The 18,164-nt window shown below is 62.6% G+C and carries 20 protein-coding genes; 12 read left to right on the top strand and 8 right to left on the bottom strand.

Annotation, left to right across the window (positions count from 1 at the left end):
• The first annotated feature begins 5 nt into the window (after positions 1 to 5).
• From ccmE to Q4G20_RS00450, 6 genes are all read left to right on the top strand, one after another.
• Positions 6 to 461 (top strand): cytochrome c maturation protein CcmE, encoded by a 456-nt coding sequence (ccmE, locus tag Q4G20_RS00475; protein WP_303341418.1) that lies wholly within the window; start codon positions 6 to 8, stop codon positions 459 to 461.
• Positions 462 to 532: 71 nt separating this feature from the next.
• Positions 533 to 1,144 carry a holin-associated N-acetylmuramidase gene (locus Q4G20_RS00470; protein ID WP_303341042.1) on the top strand — a complete coding sequence of 204 codons (612 nt, stop codon included), beginning with the start codon at positions 533 to 535 and terminating at the stop codon, positions 1,142 to 1,144.
• A complete protein-coding gene (locus Q4G20_RS00465; protein ID WP_303341040.1) occupies positions 1,135 to 1,638 on the top strand; it encodes a holin family protein in 504 nt (167 codons plus the stop codon). The genes Q4G20_RS00470 and Q4G20_RS00465 overlap by 10 nt, the downstream gene beginning before the upstream one ends.
• Positions 1,639 to 1,729: 91 nt before the next feature.
• A complete protein-coding gene (locus Q4G20_RS00460; RefSeq protein WP_303341038.1) occupies positions 1,730 to 3,694 on the top strand; it encodes a heme lyase CcmF/NrfE family subunit in 1,965 nt (654 codons plus the stop codon).
• Positions 3,691 to 4,155 (top strand): cytochrome c-type biogenesis protein, encoded by a 465-nt coding sequence (locus tag Q4G20_RS00455; protein WP_303341035.1) that lies wholly within the window; start codon positions 3,691 to 3,693, stop codon positions 4,153 to 4,155. Before Q4G20_RS00460 ends, Q4G20_RS00455 begins: the two co-directional genes overlap by 4 nt.
• Before the next feature lie 12 nt (positions 4,156 to 4,167).
• Entirely contained in the window at positions 4,168 to 4,935 is a 768-nt protein-coding gene (locus Q4G20_RS00450) for an enoyl-CoA hydratase-related protein (RefSeq protein ID WP_303341033.1), read from the top strand.
• Here the strand turns inward: Q4G20_RS00450 and Q4G20_RS00445 are convergent.
• The 3 genes from Q4G20_RS00445 to Q4G20_RS00435 form a co-directional block, all read right to left on the bottom strand.
• A complete protein-coding gene (locus Q4G20_RS00445) occupies positions 4,932 to 5,627 on the bottom strand; it encodes an NUDIX domain-containing protein (RefSeq protein ID WP_303341031.1) in 696 nt (231 codons plus the stop codon). The two genes, Q4G20_RS00450 and Q4G20_RS00445, sit on opposite strands and share 4 nt — an antisense overlap.
• Positions 5,624 to 6,028 carry a DUF983 domain-containing protein gene (locus Q4G20_RS00440; protein ID WP_303341029.1) on the bottom strand — a complete coding sequence of 135 codons (405 nt, stop codon included), beginning with the start codon at positions 6,026 to 6,028 and terminating at the stop codon, positions 5,624 to 5,626. Before Q4G20_RS00440 ends, Q4G20_RS00445 begins: the two co-directional genes overlap by 4 nt.
• 74 nt (positions 6,029 to 6,102) lie before the next feature.
• On the bottom strand, positions 6,103 to 7,452 hold the full coding sequence (locus tag Q4G20_RS00435; RefSeq protein WP_303341028.1) for a diguanylate cyclase: 1,350 nt from the start codon (positions 7,450 to 7,452) through the stop codon (positions 6,103 to 6,105).
• An 89-nt stretch (positions 7,453 to 7,541) separates the two neighbouring features.
• Here Q4G20_RS00435 and Q4G20_RS00430 point away from each other — a divergent pair, with 89 nt between their 5' ends.
• The 5 genes from Q4G20_RS00430 to Q4G20_RS00410 all read left to right on the top strand — a co-directional run bounded on the left by Q4G20_RS00430 (position 7,542) and on the right by Q4G20_RS00410 (position 11,500).
• A complete protein-coding gene (locus Q4G20_RS00430) occupies positions 7,542 to 7,832 on the top strand; it encodes a DUF3572 family protein (protein ID WP_303341027.1) in 291 nt (96 codons plus the stop codon).
• 94 nt (positions 7,833 to 7,926) lie between these two features.
• A complete protein-coding gene (locus Q4G20_RS00425; RefSeq protein ID WP_303341025.1) occupies positions 7,927 to 8,481 on the top strand; it encodes a heme NO-binding domain-containing protein in 555 nt (184 codons plus the stop codon).
• Positions 8,481 to 9,482 (top strand): GGDEF domain-containing protein, encoded by a 1,002-nt coding sequence (locus Q4G20_RS00420; RefSeq protein WP_303341024.1) that lies wholly within the window; start codon positions 8,481 to 8,483, stop codon positions 9,480 to 9,482. Before Q4G20_RS00425 ends, Q4G20_RS00420 begins: the two co-directional genes overlap by 1 nt.
• 57 nt (positions 9,483 to 9,539) lie before the next feature.
• The gene (locus tag Q4G20_RS00415; RefSeq protein ID WP_303341023.1) at positions 9,540 to 10,139 is read left to right on the top strand and encodes a nicotinate-nucleotide adenylyltransferase; all 600 of its coding nucleotides are present in this window, start codon (positions 9,540 to 9,542) and stop codon (positions 10,137 to 10,139) included.
• Complete coding sequence (locus Q4G20_RS00410) at positions 10,136 to 11,500, top strand: D-alanyl-D-alanine carboxypeptidase (RefSeq protein WP_303341022.1); 1,365 nt, start codon at positions 10,136 to 10,138, stop codon at positions 11,498 to 11,500. Before Q4G20_RS00415 ends, Q4G20_RS00410 begins: the two co-directional genes overlap by 4 nt.
• Here Q4G20_RS00410 and Q4G20_RS00405 read toward each other — a convergent pair.
• Complete coding sequence (locus tag Q4G20_RS00405; protein ID WP_303341021.1) at positions 11,497 to 11,919, bottom strand: tellurite resistance TerB family protein; 423 nt, start codon at positions 11,917 to 11,919, stop codon at positions 11,497 to 11,499. The genes Q4G20_RS00410 and Q4G20_RS00405 overlap by 4 nt on opposite strands.
• 84 nt (positions 11,920 to 12,003) lie before the next feature.
• Here Q4G20_RS00405 and Q4G20_RS00400 point away from each other — a divergent pair, with 84 nt between their 5' ends.
• Positions 12,004 to 13,587, top strand: coding sequence for a lysine--tRNA ligase (locus Q4G20_RS00400; RefSeq protein ID WP_303341020.1), 1,584 nt, complete (start codon positions 12,004 to 12,006; stop codon positions 13,585 to 13,587).
• Here Q4G20_RS00400 and Q4G20_RS00395 read toward each other — a convergent pair whose 3' ends face one another.
• The 4 genes from Q4G20_RS00395 to Q4G20_RS00380 form a co-directional block, all read right to left on the bottom strand.
• The gene (locus Q4G20_RS00395) at positions 13,588 to 14,124 is read right to left on the bottom strand and encodes a GNAT family N-acetyltransferase (RefSeq protein WP_303341018.1); all 537 of its coding nucleotides are present in this window, start codon (positions 14,122 to 14,124) and stop codon (positions 13,588 to 13,590) included.
• 71 nt (positions 14,125 to 14,195) lie between these two features.
• On the bottom strand, positions 14,196 to 16,046 hold the full coding sequence (locus Q4G20_RS00390; RefSeq protein WP_303341016.1) for an ABC transporter ATP-binding protein: 1,851 nt from the start codon (positions 16,044 to 16,046) through the stop codon (positions 14,196 to 14,198).
• Positions 16,046 to 17,065 carry an oligopeptide/dipeptide ABC transporter ATP-binding protein gene (locus tag Q4G20_RS00385; protein ID WP_303341014.1) on the bottom strand — a complete coding sequence of 340 codons (1,020 nt, stop codon included), beginning with the start codon at positions 17,063 to 17,065 and terminating at the stop codon, positions 16,046 to 16,048. Before Q4G20_RS00385 ends, Q4G20_RS00390 begins: the two co-directional genes overlap by 1 nt.
• On the bottom strand, positions 17,058 to 18,164 hold the full coding sequence (locus Q4G20_RS00380; RefSeq protein WP_303341013.1) for an oligopeptide/dipeptide ABC transporter ATP-binding protein: 1,107 nt from the start codon (positions 18,162 to 18,164) through the stop codon (positions 17,058 to 17,060). The genes Q4G20_RS00385 and Q4G20_RS00380 overlap by 8 nt, the downstream gene beginning before the upstream one ends.

Raw genomic sequence — 18,164 nt, 5'->3', positions numbered from 1 at the left:
CCGGTATGAAATCACTGAAAAAACAACGCCGTATTCAGGTTATTGCCGGGGCGGCAATGGCCTTGGTCGTGGCGGCGGGGTTGATTGGTTACGGTTTCAGCGACGGGATTAACCTGTATCGGTCCCCGTCCCAAGTGGTGGAAACCACGCCCGATCCTGACGAATTTTTCCAACTGGGCGGGCTGGTCGTTGAAGGGTCAATCGTGAACCGTGATGGGGTCGAGTTTGATTTTGTGATCACAGACGGCGCCTATGAGATTCCCGTCAGCTATATCGGCCGTGACCCGCGCCCGGATTTGTTCAGCGAAGGGCAGGGCACAATCGCGAAAGGCTGGTATCGCAACGGCCGGTTCGAAGCGCGCGAGGTGCTGGCCAAACACGACGAAACCTATATGCCGCGCGAAGTGATTGACACGCTCAAGGCCACCGGCGTTTGGGAAGGCGATAAGCCAAACTCGTGACCGCGCGCAGGGTTAACGGGTCATTAACCATTTAGGCGCAGCTTGCCCCCGTCTTTGACCAAGGGGGCAGTATGCACAGCGTTGAACAGATCGCGCGCCACATCGTCGCGCGCGAAGGGGGGTATGTGAACGACCCCGACGATCCCGGCGGGGCCACGAAATACGGCGTCACCATCGGCACCATGCGCAGTCTGGGGATGGACCTGAACCGCGACGGGCGCATCGACGCCGCCGATGTGCGCGCCTTGACCCGCGCGCAGGCCGAACAGATTTTCGTTGAACATTACTTTCGCCGCCCGCGTCTGGCCGAATTGCCGGTCGCGGTGCAGGCCAGCGTGTTTGATATGTATGTGAATGCGGGGGCAAATGCGGTGAAAATCCTGCAACGGCTGGTCACCCGCATGGGGTTTCCCGCGCGTGATGACGGCGTGATCGGCCCGTTAACCATTGCGGCGGCGCAGGCAGCGGCCAAGGCGGCGCCGGATCATCTCGCCGACGCTTACGGCATTGCGCGGCGGAATTATTACTATGCCTTGGCCGATCAGCGCGTGGCCAGCCGCAAATATGCGCGCACCCGTCAGGGCGGCAAAGGCGGTTGGATCACACGGGCCGAGGAATTTATCAGCCCGCGTTACCACCTGACCGCCGCGCAGCATCGTGAAAGGACCGCAAAATGGGCATGATCAGCCGCATTATCGGCACCGCGCCGACCGTCACCGCCTTGGGCAGCGCCGTGACCGGCGTGGCCGAGGTCTTTACCGCAAACGCCACCCGCCGGATGGAGCTGGACGAACAAGCCTATGCCCATGCCATGACCCAGCACGGGCAGGAATTCATGATCGCAAGAGAGGGCTGGTTTGATATTTTTGTCAATGGCTTGAACCGGCTTCCTCGACCCATGTTGGCCTTGGGGACGATCGGGCTGTTCGTCTATGCCATGGCGGAGCCGACGGGCTTTGGCCTGCGCATGGCGGGGCTGCATCAGGTGCCGGAACCGCTGTGGTGGCTGCTGGGCGCGATTGTCGGGTTTTATTTCGGCGCGCGCGAAGCGCATCATTTCCGGCATCGCGTGGCGAAAACGCCCGAACCGGCACCCGAACCCGAACCGGTGACGCCGGGCGATAACTTCAACGATAACGCGGCCTTGCGCGATTGGGCCGCCAGCCTGCGCCGTTAGGACGCACGCAAAACTGATCACGCAGGGCGAAGGGGGACTTTCGCCCCGCGACCGTGTTCCCTATGGTGCAACCCAGCCGGAGGTTGCCCTGATGATCGTCGAATTTGGCCATTTTGCCCTGATCCTTGCGTTGATGGTGGCGCTGTTTCAATCCACCGTGCCGCTGATTGGCGCGGCAAAGGGGTGGCAGGGCTGGATGGACAGCGCCCGCCCCGCCGCTATGGCGCAGTTGCTGCTGATGATCGTGTCCTTCGGCGCGCTGACCTATGCCTTTGTTGTGTCAGACTTTTCGGTGCGGCTGGTTTACGAAAACTCGCATACGGCGAAACCGATGCTGTATAAAGTCAGCGGCGTTTGGGGCAACCACGAAGGGTCGATGCTGCTGTGGGTGCTGATCCTGGCGCTGTTTGGGGCGGCGGCGGCGGCGTTTGGCGGCAATCTGCCGCCCACGCTGCGGGCGCGCGTTCTGGCGGTGCAGGCGTCAATTAGCGTGGCTTTTTATGCCTTTATCATCTTTACCTCGAATCCGTTCTGGCGGATCGCAGAACCGGCCTTTGACGGGCGCGACCTGAATCCGCTGTTGCAGGATCCCGGTTTGGCGTTTCACCCGCCGTTTTTGTATTTGGGCTATGTCGGGCTGTCGATGGCGTTCAGTTTCGCCATCGGTGCGCTGATCGAAGGCCGCGTGGACGCCGCATGGGGCCGCTGGGTGCGCCCGTGGACCTTGGCCGCGTGGGTGTTTCTGACCATCGGCATCGCGCTTGGGTCGTGGTGGGCGTATTACGAACTGGGCTGGGGCGGGTTCTGGTTCTGGGATCCGGTGGAAAACGCGTCCTTTATGCCGTGGTTGCTGGCCGCCGCGCTGCTGCATTCCGCCATCGTGGTGGAAAAACGCGAATCGTTGAAAAGCTGGACGATGTTGCTGGCGATCATGGCGTTCGGATTTTCGCTGATCGGCACGTTCATCGTGCGGTCGGGGGTGATTACATCCGTCCACAGCTTTGCCAGCGACCCGGAACGGGGTGTGTTTATTCTGGCGATTCTGGCGTTTTTCGTGGGCGGGGGGCTGACGCTTTACGCTGCGCGCGCGTCGGAAATGACGGCCAAGGGCGTGTTCGCACCCATATCCCGCGAAGGCGCATTGGTGCTGAACAACGTGCTGCTGGCCGTGTCGGCCTTTGTGGTGTTTATCGGCACGATCTGGCCACTGGTCGCGGAGCTGGTCTGGGATCGGCGGCTGTCGGTCGGCCCGCCCTTCTTTAACCAAGCCTTCACGCCGTTCATGATCGCCTTGGCGATTGCGCTGCCATTCGGGGCGATCATGCCGTGGAAACGCGGGTCACTCGGCGCGGCGTTCCGCCCGCTGCGCGGCGCGCTGGTCCTGACCGCCGCCACCTGTCTGCTGATCTGGTCGGTCTCGACCGGGCGTTCGGCCATTGCGATCATCGGCGCGGGTCTGGGCGCGTGGCTGGTGTTCAGCGCGGGCGCGGAATTGCTGTTCCGCACGGGAAAATCGGGGCTGTCGCGCCTGTTCCGCCTGCCGCGCGCCGATTGGGGCAAAGCGATTGCGCATGGCGGTTTGGGCATCACCTTTATCGGCGTGTCCCTGTTGATCGCGTGGGAGGTCGAGGATGTCCGCGTCGCCCAGATCGACGCCCCCTTTACCGTCGCGGGCTATGACATCACCCTGCGTTCCGTGGATGAGGTGCAGGGGCCGAACTATATCTCCACCATGGCGACGCTGGACGTGGCGCAAAACGGGCGCGCGGTCGCGACACTGACCCCGGAAAAGCGCGTTTACCCCGTCCAAGGTATGCCCACGACCGAGGCCGCGATCAATAACGGCTTTTTCCGCGACGTGTATCTGGTCATCGGCGATCCGCAACCGAATGGCGGCTGGGCGGTGCGCACCTATATCAAGCCCTTTGCCAACTGGATTTGGGCCGGGTCGATCCTGATGGCTTTGGGTGGTTTGGTCAGCCTGTCGGATCGTCGGTATCGCGTGGCCGCCGGAGCCGGTCGCCGCGCGCGTGGCGTGGGGGTGCCTGCGGAATGAAGCGTCTGATTTTAACTCTCGGCCTGATATTTGCCCTGATTCCAGCAGCTTGGGCCGTGCAACCGGACGAAGTTCTGGACGATCCCGTGCTGGAATCCCGCGCCCGCCAGATTTCGCAGCATCTGCGTTGCCCGGTCTGTCAGGGTGAAAATATCGACGAATCGAACGCGCCGGTCAGCCGTGATCTGCGGCTTTATGTGCGCGAACGGCTGGTTGCGGGCGACACAAACGCGCAGGTGATGGATAACGTCGTGACGCGGTTTGGCGAATTTGTGCTGTTTGAACCGCGCCCGACGGGGGGCAACCTGATCCTGTATCTGGCCGGTCCGGTCGCGGCGATCATCGCGGCGCTGTCGGCGTGGCTGTTTCTGCGCGGGCGGGCGCGGGCATCCGCCGCGCCGGTCGCGCGTCTGACGGATGACGAACAGCGCCGTCTGGATGATATTATGCGCGGGAATTGACGGGGGGATCGCATGACCGAAACCATTGATTTTACGGTGAACGGCGGTATTGCAACGCTGACCCTGAACCGGCCTGCGGTAATGAACGCGCTATCCAGCCAGATGCGCGCGGATATTACGCAGGCGTTAACCAATCTGCCCGATGCGGTGCGCTGCGTCGTCATCACCGGGGCGGGGCGCGCCTTTTGTTCGGGTCAGGATTTGACCGACGCGGCGGCGGCGGCCGATATTGGCGGCACGCTGCGGCGTGAATATGAACCGATGTTGCGCGCGATTATGGATTGCCCCGTGCCGGTCATCGCGGCGGTGAACGGAGTCGCGGCGGGGGCGGGTGCCAATCTGGCACTGGCCGCCGATCTGGTCGTCGCGACCGAGAGCGCCAGCTTTGTTCAGGCGTTTACGCGGATCGGGCTGATTCCGGATGCGGGCGGAACCTGGGTCATTCCGCGCATGGTTGGCGCGCAACGCGCCATGGGTATGATGATGCTGGCCGATCCCGTTCCGGCGCGTCAGGCCGCAGACTGGGGCATGATCTGGCAGGTGCTGGCGGATGATGACTTTGCGGATGGCGTGGATCGTCTGGCGCAGCGGATCGCGCAGGGACCGACCGCCGCGCTGCTGTCCGTGCGTCAGGCCGTGCGCGCGTCGTTCAACAACGACCTGACCGCGCAACTGGCGTTAGAGGCTGACCTGCAAAGCCGCGCCGGGGCCAGTGCCGACTTTGCCGAAGGGGTGGCGGCGTTTCTGCAAAAACGCCCTGCGCGTTTTACCGGGCGTTAAGAAATCTGGGCAAAGCGCGGCTGTTCGGTGCGGTTATCGAAAAACGGCACCGTTGCGGGAACCGGCAGGGCGGCGTCATGCGGCACTCCGGCCACCAGCTGCGCCAGTTCGGCCAGAACCACCTCGGTAATAAAGGGCAGGTTCAGGGCGCGCGCATCTGCCAGCGGCACCCAATGCAGATGGGAAAGTTCGTCGCAGGCACGGCTGAAATCGTCCGCGTCCACCGACAAACGCGCGGCATCGGCGGCAAAGAAAAACGCATCAAACCGGCGCGGACGGCCCGGCGGGGTAATCGCGCGGAACACAAAGCTCAGCGCCGATGCGTCGGGGGCCAGTCCGCTGTTTTGATAGCCCGCGCAATGGGCGGGCGCGTCACTGGGCTGGCCGATCAGCAGGCCGGTTTCCTCGGCCAGTTCGCGCAGGGCGGCGGCGGCCACGGCGTCGGGGTTGATCGGATGATCGCCGCGCTGTTCGGTTAACAGCCGGTCGCGATGCACCTGCGCCAAGGGACGCGACAGGGGCAGGTCGCCGTCATCGGCATCAACCGCGCCGCCCGGAAACACGAATTTCGACGGCATAAAGGCCGCCGCCGCACCGCGCATTCCCATCAGGACCGACACGCCTTCGGGCTGGCGGCGCAACAAAATAATGGTCGCCGCGTTGCGAATTTGCTGTTTGGGATCAATGGTCACGATGCCACCCCCGACCCCGTCGGCCCGCCAAATCCGTGCATCCGCCGCGCCCATTGGAACCCGATCATCCCGCCCTTGAGCACCGGCAGCAGCGCCAGCGACAGCGCGACACAGCCAATCCCAAAGGTCGCAATCATGGTAAACGCACCCGGACGCCACGCCATATAGGACGCCAGCAACAGCGGCGCCATGATATGCGACACAATCAGGATCGTCAGATAGGCCGGCCCGTCATCGGCGCGCTGATGGTGCAGGGCTTCGTTGCAGTCGGGGCAGTGATCCGCGACCTTCAGATAGCTGGTGAACATCCGCCCCTGACCGCAGGCCGGACAGCGCCCGACCGCGCCGCGCAACAAGGCCGGTTTTGTCGGGCGGTCATTTGTGATTTGGGGTGCCGTCATCGTCAGCCTGCGTAAATGTGGTGTCGCCCATTATTGCGGTATTTCATCGCGCCCCGCCAGTTTGTTTTGCACCATCAGGCGGCACATTTTGAATTTGACACCCGAACCTGATTGCGCCCCAGCGATTTCGCCAGACGCAGCGCCTGATCGGCCTGCTCGACGACGGCATCAACGGCCTGTTGGGCGTCGGGATGATGGTCGCACAGCGCCACGCCGATCGACAGCGTCACATGGATGCGCCCACCCCCCGATCCGGGGGCCAGATCGACGGCGCGCCCACCCACAGCGTGGCGCAAGGTTTCGGCCAGTTGCAGCGCCTGCGCCGGTGTCACATCGGGCATGGCGATCAGAAATTCTTCCCCGCCAAGGCGCGCGGTCAGCGCCCGTCGCCCGGCTGTGGCATCGATTCGACGGGCGATCTCGACCAGAACCTGATCGCCGGCGGCGTGGCCATAGCGGTCATTCACCAGTTTGAAGTGATCCAGATCGACCACCAGAACCGCCACGCGCTGCGTCGCGGATTGGACCATCTGCACCAGTCCGGGCAGGGCATAGCGGCGGTTTCGCAATCCCGTAAGCGGGTCGGTCATGGCCCATTCGCGGTCGCGCGCGGCCTCGGCCCGGCGATGATCGTTCGAGGTTTTGCGCCCCAGCTGCCGGCGCAACGCAACCGCCGTGTCACGACTGCGCGGCCAGTCCAGATCGACCACATCCCCCGCGCCCAGATCCAGGGCAATCGCCGCCAGATCGTCGCGCTCCGGCGGCGTCGCAATCACAAAGGCCGAATGACGCGATCCGGGCCGCGAGCGCAGTTCCGACAACAAGCGCAGTCCATGGCTGCGGCCGTCAATCTCGGCCGCGATCAGATAGAGGTCGGTGGTGTCCCCCGAGGCGGCGGTTTGCAGCGTTTCATCCGGCGTTGCGATGGTAAACCGCCACGGCAGTTCACCCGCCAGCATCTGCCGCCACCGAAGCGCGCGGGCCACGCAATCCCCCACCAGCGTCACCGACGGGTTGTGATGCTGAAAACCCGCGCCATGTTCCGCCATGCCGCGCGGCAAATCGCAATCGCGCAGCAGGCCCCGGATGCGCGCCAACAGCATCTGATCATTGATGTTGGGGTCCAGAACCGCCGCCGCACCGCTGTTCAGCGCGTCGCCGCGATCGGTCGCGGATGCCAGCATGACCACCGGCACCGTGGCGGTATCGGGCGCCGCCATGATCGCGGCGCAGATATCGGACGGGCGGGCATCGGGCAGGTCGCGCCCCAGAATCAACAGGTCGGGCTGAAAATCCCGCATCATTTCCAACACCTGCGCCGCGTCACGCGCCACGGCCACATGATAACAGGCCGCTGCCAGCCTGACCTTTAAGGTGATGCGGGTTGTGGGGTTGCCATCCGCCACTATGATACGCGCCGTCATTCGGACGATCCTCTGTTTGTCAGGTGGTAGTCATTCCACAAAATCGTTAACAAACCGTTTAGAAGCATCCTGTTGTGAAAGAATTTCCTATGGCCTATTCCGCAACCCAGGCGCAGGGGTTGGGCGTCGATCTGTTGCTGCATTTGCTGCAAGACCCTGATCTGACTGGGCAATTTCTGGCCCAGACGGGTGCCGATCTGGCGGATCTGCGCGCTATGGCCCGCGATCCGCACGCGGTTGTGAACCTGCTGGATTTCTTTATCGAACAGGACGAACGCCTGCTGGCCGCCGCCGCCCAGCTGGGCCATAAACCCGCCGATATCGTGGCCGCGCGCACGGTGCTGGCCGGTCCCGGCAGTTTCGGCTGGGATGCCGACTGACCCAATTCGATAAGATTTTAAGCGTTTTCCCGGCGGGTGTTACGGCTTTGTTTACCGAATCCGGCTAGGACTGGTCCCGACAGAAAGGTGGACCATGAACAGACTTGTCGGGCGCGCAATCGAAGAATTCATCAAGAATAACTACGGCGATGCGCTGTGGCAGAAAGCGGTCAACCCGTCCTATGCCCCCGCGCATGACGTGGCGCGAATCGCGGGGCTGGAAACGCTGGCGACGGCGGCCTGTCTGCTGAACAAACCCGGCGCGGAACTGTCCGAAGATTTCGGCGCCTGGCTGGCTCGGCTGGAACCGGTGCGCCGGCTGTTGCGGTTTTCGGGGCGCGATTTCATCGACTTTTTGCTGAGCCTTGAGGAACTGCCCGACCGCGTCCGGCTGATCGCGGTGGGTCTGGCCTTTCCCAAACTGCGCGTGTTTCGGGTCAGCGGTCAATTCGTCACCCTGACGGTCGAGGAAAGCACGACCGCCTGGACTCCGGTGCTGGCGGGGGTTGTTCGCACGATGGCCGATGACTTTGGCGCATTGGGGCTGATCCAGTCCATCGGGTTTCAGGTGCATGTTCAGGTCTTGGATGACAGCTTTAGTTCGGGTCGGGATTTCCGCATCTGCGGGTCAGAGGCAACGGTTTCATAATGATGATTTCAAAAAACGGGGTCTGCCTGTCGGTGCAGACATTGCAAACGGTCCTGCCCATGCATATGGCGGTTGATCCCGACGGCACGGTGCACAGCATCGGCCCCTTGCTGGCAAAATTCACCCCAGCTGCGGGCCATATCAGCCGGATGGTCAGCAACGCCCGACCGACGCGAAATCAGGATATTATGGCCGATATCCGCCGTGCTGCGGACAAAGGCGACCGTCTGTTTCTGCGCCCGGTGGGGGGCAATCTGACCCTGCGTGGACATGCCGCGAATGTGGCCAACGGGTCGATTCTGGTGAATTTGGGCTTTGGTCTGGGACTGCGCGATGCGGTGCGGCAGGGGCAGCTGACGGATGGCGATTTTGCGCCGTCGGATTTGGCTATGGAGTTTCTGTTTCTCTTTGAGGCGAACCGCGCCGCCTTGGCCGAATTGTCAAATTTCACCTCGCAACTGGAACGCGCGCGCGCCGCGGCCTTAGATGAGGCGCTGACCGACCCGCTGACCGGGTTAACCAACCGGCGGGGCTTGGAAAACGCGCTGAATATGGCCCTGCATGCGTCCAACAGCCATGAGGCGGTTCCGTTCGCTTTGGCGCATCTGGATTTGGATAACTTCAAGGCGGTGAACGACACGCTGGGCCATGCGGCTGGTGACGACATGCTGCGTCAGGTGGCCGAGGTGTTGCAGGGTGCCGTGCGCGGAGCCGATACGGCGGCACGGATTGGCGGCGACGAATTTGTGTTGATTCTGCGCGACATGGACACCCCCCATGAGCTTGACCGGCTGACGCAGCGCATCATTAGCGCGATCAACAACCGTGCGGCGGCGAATATGGGCTATCCGCCGGTATCGGCCAGTATTGGGGTGGTTCTGTCTTGCGGATATGGCCCGGATGCGGCGGAATGTATGCTGTCCGATGCGGATGACGCGCTGTATCAGGCCAAACGGGCAGGGCGCAGCCGCGCGGTGATTGTGCCGCCGAAACATGGTTAACCTTTACTTTTCCGGCGCGGGCGACCATCTGAAGGGCACGATTCAGAGGCGGATGTGATGCGGTATGACCTTCCTTTGGCGCTGCCGGGGCAGCGGATCGGGCTGCTGGGCGGATCGTTTGATCCCGCCCATAGCGGCCATGTGCTGATCAGCCGGGTTGCGCTGCGTCGGTTCGGGCTGGACCGGCTGTGGTGGCTGGTCTCGCCGGGCAACCCGCTGAAAACGCACGGGCCTGCGCCGATGGAGGATCGCATTGCAGCGGCGCGCGCGATCCTGCACGACCCGCGCGTGATTGTGACGGGGATTGAACAGCGCCTTGGCACCCGCATGACCGCCGACACAATCGCGGCGTTGCAGGGCCTCTATCCCGGGGTTCGGTTTGTGTGGCTGATGGGGTCGGATAATCTGGTGCAGTTTCACGAATGGGACCGCTGGCACGACATTGCCGCACGGGTGCCGATTGGCGTTTTGGCACGCCCCGGTTCGCGCATGGCCGCGCGGTTTTCGGTGACGGCGCGGATGCTGGCCGATGCGCGTGTCCCAGAGGCCGAGGCGCGCAGTCTGGCGATGCGCTCGCCCCCTGCCTGGGTGCAGATCAACCTGCCGATGTCGGATGAATCATCAACGCGGATCCGGCAGGAACGGGGGGCAACATGATTTCACGGCGGTTGTTTTTGGGCGGTGTGATTGCCGCGCCCGTCACGGCTTGGGCCGATCCGCTGGCGATGCGTCCGCCCCTGCGGCCCGTGCCGTCGCCGGATCAGGTGCTGGCGCGGGCGGGACTGCGCGGGATCGTCAGCTATGCCGTTTTGCCGCTGCGAGGCGATGCGCTGTTGCGTGACGCCGACACGCCCCTGCCGCCCGCCAGCACGCTGAAGGCATTGACGGCGATGTATGTTCTGGACCGGTTGGGGGCCGCGCATCGGTTCCGCACGCGGGTTTTTCTGGCGGGGGATGCTCTGATTTTGGCGGGCGGCGGCGATCCGGTGCTGTCCACCGATGATCTGGCGGTGCTGGCCGCTGATATCGCGCCGCGCTTGCGGGACACCCCGCCGCGCCGGTTTCTGGTCTGGGGCGGAGCCTTGCCGCAACTGACGCAGATTGCGCCGGAACAGGCGGCGCATTTGCCCTATAACCCCTCGATTTCGGGGATGATGCTGAATTTCAACCGCGTGCATCTGGGCTGGCGCGCGCGCGGCACCGATCTGACGGTCGAGGCGCGGGCCGCACGTCACACCCCGCGCGCCTTTACCATTAACGCAGCGGCGGCGGATCATGGCGATCTGTTTCGGTATCGCGCGGATGAGGCGCGCGAATACTGGACCGTTTCGCGCGCGGCCATGGCGCAGCCGGGCAGCCGGTGGTTGCCGGTGCGCCTGCCCGCCGTTTACGCGGGCGATGTGTTTCAAACGCTGTGCCGCGCGCAGGGGCTGGCACTGCCTGCGCCCGAAATCACCCGCGACCCGCCCCAAGGCGTTGAAATCGCATATCATACCAGCCCGGAAACCGGTATCCTGCTGCGCGACATGTTGGAGTTTTCAACCAACATCACGGCCGAGGCTTTGGGCCTCTACGCCAGCGGCGCGGCGGATTTAGGCGCGTCTGCGGCGGCGATGCAGGCGTGGCTGGGACCGGTGGCCAGCGGCCTGCATCTGGCCGATCATTCCGGCCTGTCGGAGGCCAGCCGCGTGACGGCGCGCGACATGGCGGCGGTGATGCAGGGGCCGGGGCGCGAATTGGGGATCGCGGCCCTGCTGCGGCAAACGCGTTTGCCGGATGATGGGCCGCTGGCCGCACAGGTGGCATCAAAATCAGGGACGCTGAATTTCGTATCAAATCTGGCGGGTTATGTGACCGCACCAGATGGCGGCAGCGCGGCCTTTGCCCTGATTTGCGCCGATCCGGCGCGGCGTGCGGCAGCGATTGGGCAGGAAAATCCGGCGGGCGTCGTCAGCTGGACCCGTCAGGCGCGCGCGCTGCATCGGGATTTGTTAACCAGTTTCGCAGCAAAGCTTTAGACGGTCAGATGACGCACCCGCGCCGACAATTCGATCGCCGCCGCATGCAGGCGGGAAATGTTCAGCTGATGCCGGATTTCGGCCAGCATCTCGGCCTCGGTTTCGTCCAGATGGGCATCCGCCGCCGCCACATCACAGGCCAAGGCATAGGCGGTTTCATACAGCTTTTCCGGCAGTCCATCCAGAATCAGACCAAACAGGGCGTCCAAGCCTTCTTCTTCCTCGAACAGGGTCATGACGGTTTGACTGACGGCGCGAATTCGGTCCTGATCATAGGTCGCAAAGACCGGCGCGTGATCGACCATGCGCTGAATCGCGACCAATTCCGACATATGCATGGTCGCATTCGACGCCGACACAGCGACCATCACCGCGACCAAAGCATCGCACGGGGACAAAGAGGGCAGTTCAACGGTCATGGGCGGCTCCTTTCACCACGCCAGATTATTGACGATGCGCGCCCGTTTCAATAAGCCGACCCCACCACAATCAGGAGATTTGCGATGACCACCTTGCGCGATGCCGCGATGACGTCGAAGGCTTGGCCGTTCGAAGAGGCGCGCCGGGTGCTGAAACGCTATGAAAAGAAAGACCCGGCCAAGGGCTATGTCCTGTTTGAAACGGGTTACGGCCCGTCCGGCCTGCCGCATATCGGCACCTTTGGCGAGGTGGCGCGCACCACGATGATCCGCCGCGCCTTTGAAATGATTTCCGATATTCCGACGCGTCTTTTTTGTTTTTCCGACGATATGGACGGCATGCGCAAAGTGCCGGAAAACGTCCCGCAACAGGACATGTTGCACAAAAACCTGCAATTGCCGCTGACGGCGGTTCCCGATCCTTTTGGTGAATATAACAGCTTTGGCGATCATAATAACGCCATGCTGCGCCGGTTTTTGGATACGTTCGGGTTTGAATATGAATTCATCAGCGCGACTGAATTTTATAAATCCGGTCAGTTTGACGAAACGCTGATGCGGGCGACCGAAAAATACGACGATATTATGGCGGTGATGTTGGCATCGCTGCGCGAAGAACGGCAGCAAACCTATTCCTGTTTCCTGCCGATCAGCCCGACCACGGGCCGCGTTCTGTATGTGCCGATCAAAAACATCGACCCGCGCGCCGGCACGATCACCTTCGACGACGAAGACGGCACGGAAACCACGCTGCCCGTGACCGGCGGGAATGTGAAATTGCAGTGGAAACCGGACTTTGGCGCTCGTTGGGCGGCTCTGGACGTTGATTTTGAAATGTATGGCAAAGACCACAGCACAAATACGCCGATTTACGACCGTATTTGTGAAATTCTGGGCGGGAAAAAGCCGGAACATTTCACCTATGAACTGTTTTTGGATCAGCACGGCCAGAAAATCAGTAAATCAAAAGGCAATGGGTTGTCGATTGATGAATGGCTGACCTATGCCGCAACGGAAAGCCTGTCGTATTTCATGTATCAAAAGCCGAAAACGGCAAAGCGCATGTATTTCGACGTTATCCCCAAGGCGGTTGACGAATATCATCAGCAATTGCGCGCCTATCCGGCGCAAAACCCGGATCAGCAATTGGCAAACCCGGTTTTTCATATTCACAGCGGGCAGGTGCCGACGTCCGATATGGTGGTGCCGTTTCAAATGTTGCTGAATCTGGCATCGGTGGCCGGGGCCAGCGACAAAGACGGGCTGTGGGGATTCATCCGCCGTTATGCGCCCGAGGCAACGCCGGAAACGCATCCGGGACTGGATCAGGCGGCGGGTTTTGCCGTGCGCTATTTCACCGATTTCGTCGCGCCGACGCGCCAATTCCGCGCCCCGACCGATGCCGAACGAACCGCGATGCAGGATCTGGCCGACCGTCTGGCGGCGTGGGATCAACCCGCCGATGCCGAGGCGTTGCAGTCGATGGTCTTTGCCGTGGGCAAAGATCACGGTTACGAAAACCTGCGCGATTGGTTCGCGGCGCTGTATCAGGTGCTGCTGGGTGCTGATCAGGGGCCGCGTTTTGGCGGGTTCGTCGCGCTCTATGGTGTTGATGAAACACGCGAATTGATCGCGCGCGGTCTGCGTGGGGAACTGGCCGGGGCGTAATTACGCCTGCGGCTGGTTGGTTAACGCATCAAGGTGCCGATGGGTCAGGATGACGCCATCGGCGGCCTCGAACTCGGCGCCCAGATCACGGGCCAGCCCACGCATCCCGTGATTGTTTTGCAAAAACGACATATGCAAATCCGCGATCCCGATGCGGCGCGCGGCCAAGGTCGCGGACAGGACCAGCAATTTGCCAAAGCCTTCGTGCTGCCAATCGCGTTCAACGGAAATGGCGATTTCGGCGTTGTCGCGATTGCCGCTGAACAGCAATTCCGCCACACCGCGCAGCGTCCCATCCACAAAAACGCCGAACATCAACACGTTATGCCAATCCAAGCCATTGGAATAGGCGCGCACGCGGTCGTCATCCATCCGGTGATGAAACCGTGAAAAACGGTCGCTGTCGGACAGGCGCAACAGGTGGTCGATGTGCTGGGGTTGATCATGCGGGGTCAGGCCGCGCAGTTCAACCCGGCGGTCGGTGGTTAACGCGCGCCCGCGCGGTTCACCGTAGAAAATGCGGCGCAGAAATGACATGGCATCACCATCGGGTTACGCGCGTTAAATAGGACAGAAAACCTGACCAATCAAGCGGGCATATCGCCGCATCAGCGATAGCCCTGCGCCTGCAATTCGAACAATTCGCGGTAACGCCCTGATGCGGCGATCAATTCGTCATGGCTGCCCTGCGATTCAACGCGACCATTTTCCAGCATGATGATCCGGTCGGCCATGCGCACCGATGAAAAACGATGCGAAATCAACAGGGCGGTTTTGCCGGTCATCAGGTCTTTGAACCGCTGAAACACCTCATATTCGGCGCGGGCGTCCAGTGCGGCGGTCGGTTCGTCCAGAATCAGCAGCTGCGCGTCACGCATATAGGCGCGGGCAATCGCCAGTTTCTGCCATTCCCCGCCTGACAGGTCCAAGCCATGCGCGAATCGTTTGCCGACCATTTGGTCATAGCCGCCGGGCAGGCGCGCGATCACCTGATCGGCCAGACCGCGTTCGGCGGCGGCGCGAATACGCGGGCGGTCGTCGCGCGCGTCAATGCGACCGGTGGCGATGTTATCCGATGCCGTCAGTGAAAACCGCACAAAGTCCTGAAAAATAACGCCAATACTGTCGCGCAACTGGTCCAGATCATAGTCGCGCAGATCGCGCCCGTCCAGCGTAATGCGCCCTTCGTCGGGGTCATAGAGCCGCGCCAGCAGCTTAACGATGGTCGTTTTGCCCGCGCCGTTTTCGCCGACCAAGGCGACGGTTTCCCCGGCGGTCAGGTCAAAGCTCATCCCGCGAATCGCCCACGCATCGCGCCCCGGATAGCGGAATCCGACATTTTCAAACCGAAAGCCCTGACGGATGGGGTTCGGAACGGGCAGGGCGTCGGGCGGGCTGTCGATCCGGGGTTTTTCGGTGAAAAACCGAAACAAATCATCCAGATACATTGCCTGACCGGCCATGTTGGAAAAGGCGTTCAGCAACCCTTCGATCAGGCCGCGCAGGCGCAGAAAGCTGCCCGACAAAAACGTCAGATCGCCAATCGACAGCCCGCCGGTCAGCGCCTGCGCCACGATCCAGACAAAGGCCCCGTAATAAGCCAGCGTGCCAACCGCCGTCAGCACCGCCATCACCGACAATTGCCGCGCCTGAATCGCGCGGTTTTCGACGTAAAACCGTCGCGCCAGCGTCAGGTATCGGTCGCGCAGGAATGGGTTGAGGCCGAAAATCTTCACCTCTTTTGCGGTCTCGGCACTGGCGCCGATCATGCGCAGATAATCGCGTTCCCGCCGGTCATGCGCGCGCCGGAAATTCAGGGCATAGCTTTGCGCGTTAAAGTGCATTTCCCCAAACAGCGACGGGATCAGCGCGACCGCCAACAGCACCACCAGCCACGGATTGTAGATCACCAAGCCCACGGCAAAGCTGGCGACGGTCACGGCGTCCTGCATCTGGCCCATGATCTGATTGACCAGCGGGATGCGGCCCATCGTCTGACGCCGCGCGCGGTCCAGACGGTCCTGAAACCCCGCGTCCTCGAACGTGGCCAGATCCAGACGCGCGGCGTGGTCCATCAGCCGGGTAGAGATGGCGATGACCAGCTTTTCCTGCAACAGCGTGTCGGTAAAGCTGACCAACCGGCCCAGAATATCCTGCGCCAAGGCCAGACCCAATTCGATCACGACCAGCCAGATCAGCGGCGCGGCCAGCCCGCTGGTCCACCACCCGGCCAGATCGCCCGGCGCGTCGGGCAGCGCCGACAGCGCCAGCACCGTGTCGATGATCAGCTTGCCGACCCACAGCATCGCCACCGGCATGACCGCCCGGCACAGACGCAGCACGATCATGGCCAGCGTCAGCCCCGCACTGGCCTGCCAGACCATGCGCAAAAAGGGCGGGATGTTCTTCAGCGCCGCCCAGCGTGCGGAATAGCTGGGCGCGGTTGGGTCGGGCCGCATCAGGCGGTCGCGGCCTCGGGGGTTAGCTCGGCTTGGGTCAGGGGGCCGGGGAAATGGCAGGCGACCTGATGGCCGTCACCGCGCAGAGGCGGCGCCGATTGCGCACATTCCGCCGCCGCGCGCGGGCAGCGGGTGCGGAACACACAACCCGAAGGCGGAGACAGCGGCGACGGCAAATCGCCCCGCAGCGGAACGACGGTTTTCGCGGCCTCGACCACCGGATCGGGGACGGGAACCGCCGACAACAGCGCCTGCGTATAGGGGTGCTGCGGATCGGCATAGAGATCATCGGACGACGCGATCTCCATCACCTTGCCCAGATACAGCACCATCACCCGGTCGCTGATATGTTTCACAACCGACAGGTCATGCGCGATAAAGACCAGCGACAGCCCCAGTTCTTTTTGCAAATCAATCAACAGGTTGATGACCTGCGCCTGAATCGACACATCAAGCGCCGACACCGGTTCGTCGCAGATAATCAGTTTGGGCTGCACGATCAGCGCGCGGGCAATGCCGATCCGCTGACACTGGCCGCCCGAAAATTCATGCGGGTAACGGTTGATCTGGTTCGGCAGCAGGCCGACCTTTTCCATCATTCCCTTGACGCGGGTTTTCACCTCGTCCCGCGACAGGCCGGGGTGATGCGTGGTCAGCGGTTCGGCGATGATCTGGCCCACGGTCATGCGCGGATTCAGCGACGCCAAGGGGTCTTGGAACACCATCTGAATATCGCTGCGGTATTTCATCATCTGGCTGGCCGACAGCGACAAGAGGTCGCGCCCGTCGATCCATTCCGCCTGACCCGATGCCGGGACCAGCCCGATCAGCGCACGGGCCAGCGTGGATTTGCCACAACCGGATTCGCCGACAACGCCCAGCGTTTCGCCGGGGTTCAGCGTGAAATCCACCCCTCCCACGGCGTGCAGCGCGCGGGGTTTGGTCCACGGCATGTCACCTTCGCGGCGGATGTGAAAGGTCACGCGCAGATCGCGCACATCAAGCAATGGCTTAGTCATGGCTGTCCACCTTGCTGGGGGTTCCGGCAACGCCTGCGCCGGCCACGGCGCCGCGCGGAATGGCCTGTTCGGTCGGTGCATCGCCATCGGCCACAGGGTCGGCATCGGGCAGTTGCGCCGCCAGACGACGCGCGGTCACATCGGCGATCGAGGCATGACAGGCCCGCGCGCGGCCCGGCGCAAATTCGGTCAGAACCGGGTCTTGCGTGTCGCAGGGACCGTGACGATAGGGGCAGCGCGGTTCAAACGCACAGCCTGCGGGCGGGCGAGACATATTGGGCGGCGATCCGGGAATGGCGCGCAATTGGTCGTCGTCCTGATCCACACGCGGGATCGCGTCCAGCAAGCCTTGGGTATAGGGATGGGTCGGTTCGGCAAAGATCGGACCCACCGGCCCGGTTTCCCGCACGCGCCCGCCATACATCACCGCGACCCGTTCGCATGACCCGGCAACCACGCCCAGATCATGCGTGATCAGGATCATCGCCATGCCGAAATCGCGTTGCAGATCGGCCAGCAGGGCCATGATCTGCGCCTGAACCGTCACGTCAAGCGCAGTGGTCGGTTCGTCCGCAATCAACAGACGCGGGCGGCACAGCAGCGCCATGGCGATCATCACCCGCTGCCGCATCCCGCCCGAAAATTCATGCGGATAGAGCCGCACCCGCCCCTTGGCGTCGGGGATTTTCACCGCGTCCAGCATCTGCACGGATTCGGCCACGGCCTGACGCTGGCTGATGCCTTTGTGCAGGGTCAGCACCTCGGCCATCTGGTCGGCCACCCGCATATAGGGGTTCAGGCTGGTCATCGGATCCTGAAAGATCATGGCGATCTGTTCGGCCCGGATTTTGTTCAGCACCTTGGGCGGGGCGTTCAGGATTTCCTGCCCGTCGAATGTGACGCTGCCCGTGGCGCGGCCGTTGCGGGCCAGAAGGCCCATGATCGAAAACGACAATTGCGATTTGCCGCTGCCGGATTCGCCCACAATGCCGATGGTTTCCCCGGCCTGAACCGACAGGTTGACGTTGTTAACGGCGCGCACTTCGCCGTCATTGGTTTGAAAGCGGACCGACAGATCGGTGATGTCCAGCAAAGCCAT

This window comes from Paracoccus sp. (in: a-proteobacteria) (assembly GCF_030538495.1).
Taxonomy (GTDB): Bacteria; Pseudomonadota; Alphaproteobacteria; order Rhodobacterales; family Rhodobacteraceae; genus Paracoccus.
This window is presented reverse-complemented; position numbering and strand designations above follow the sequence as displayed.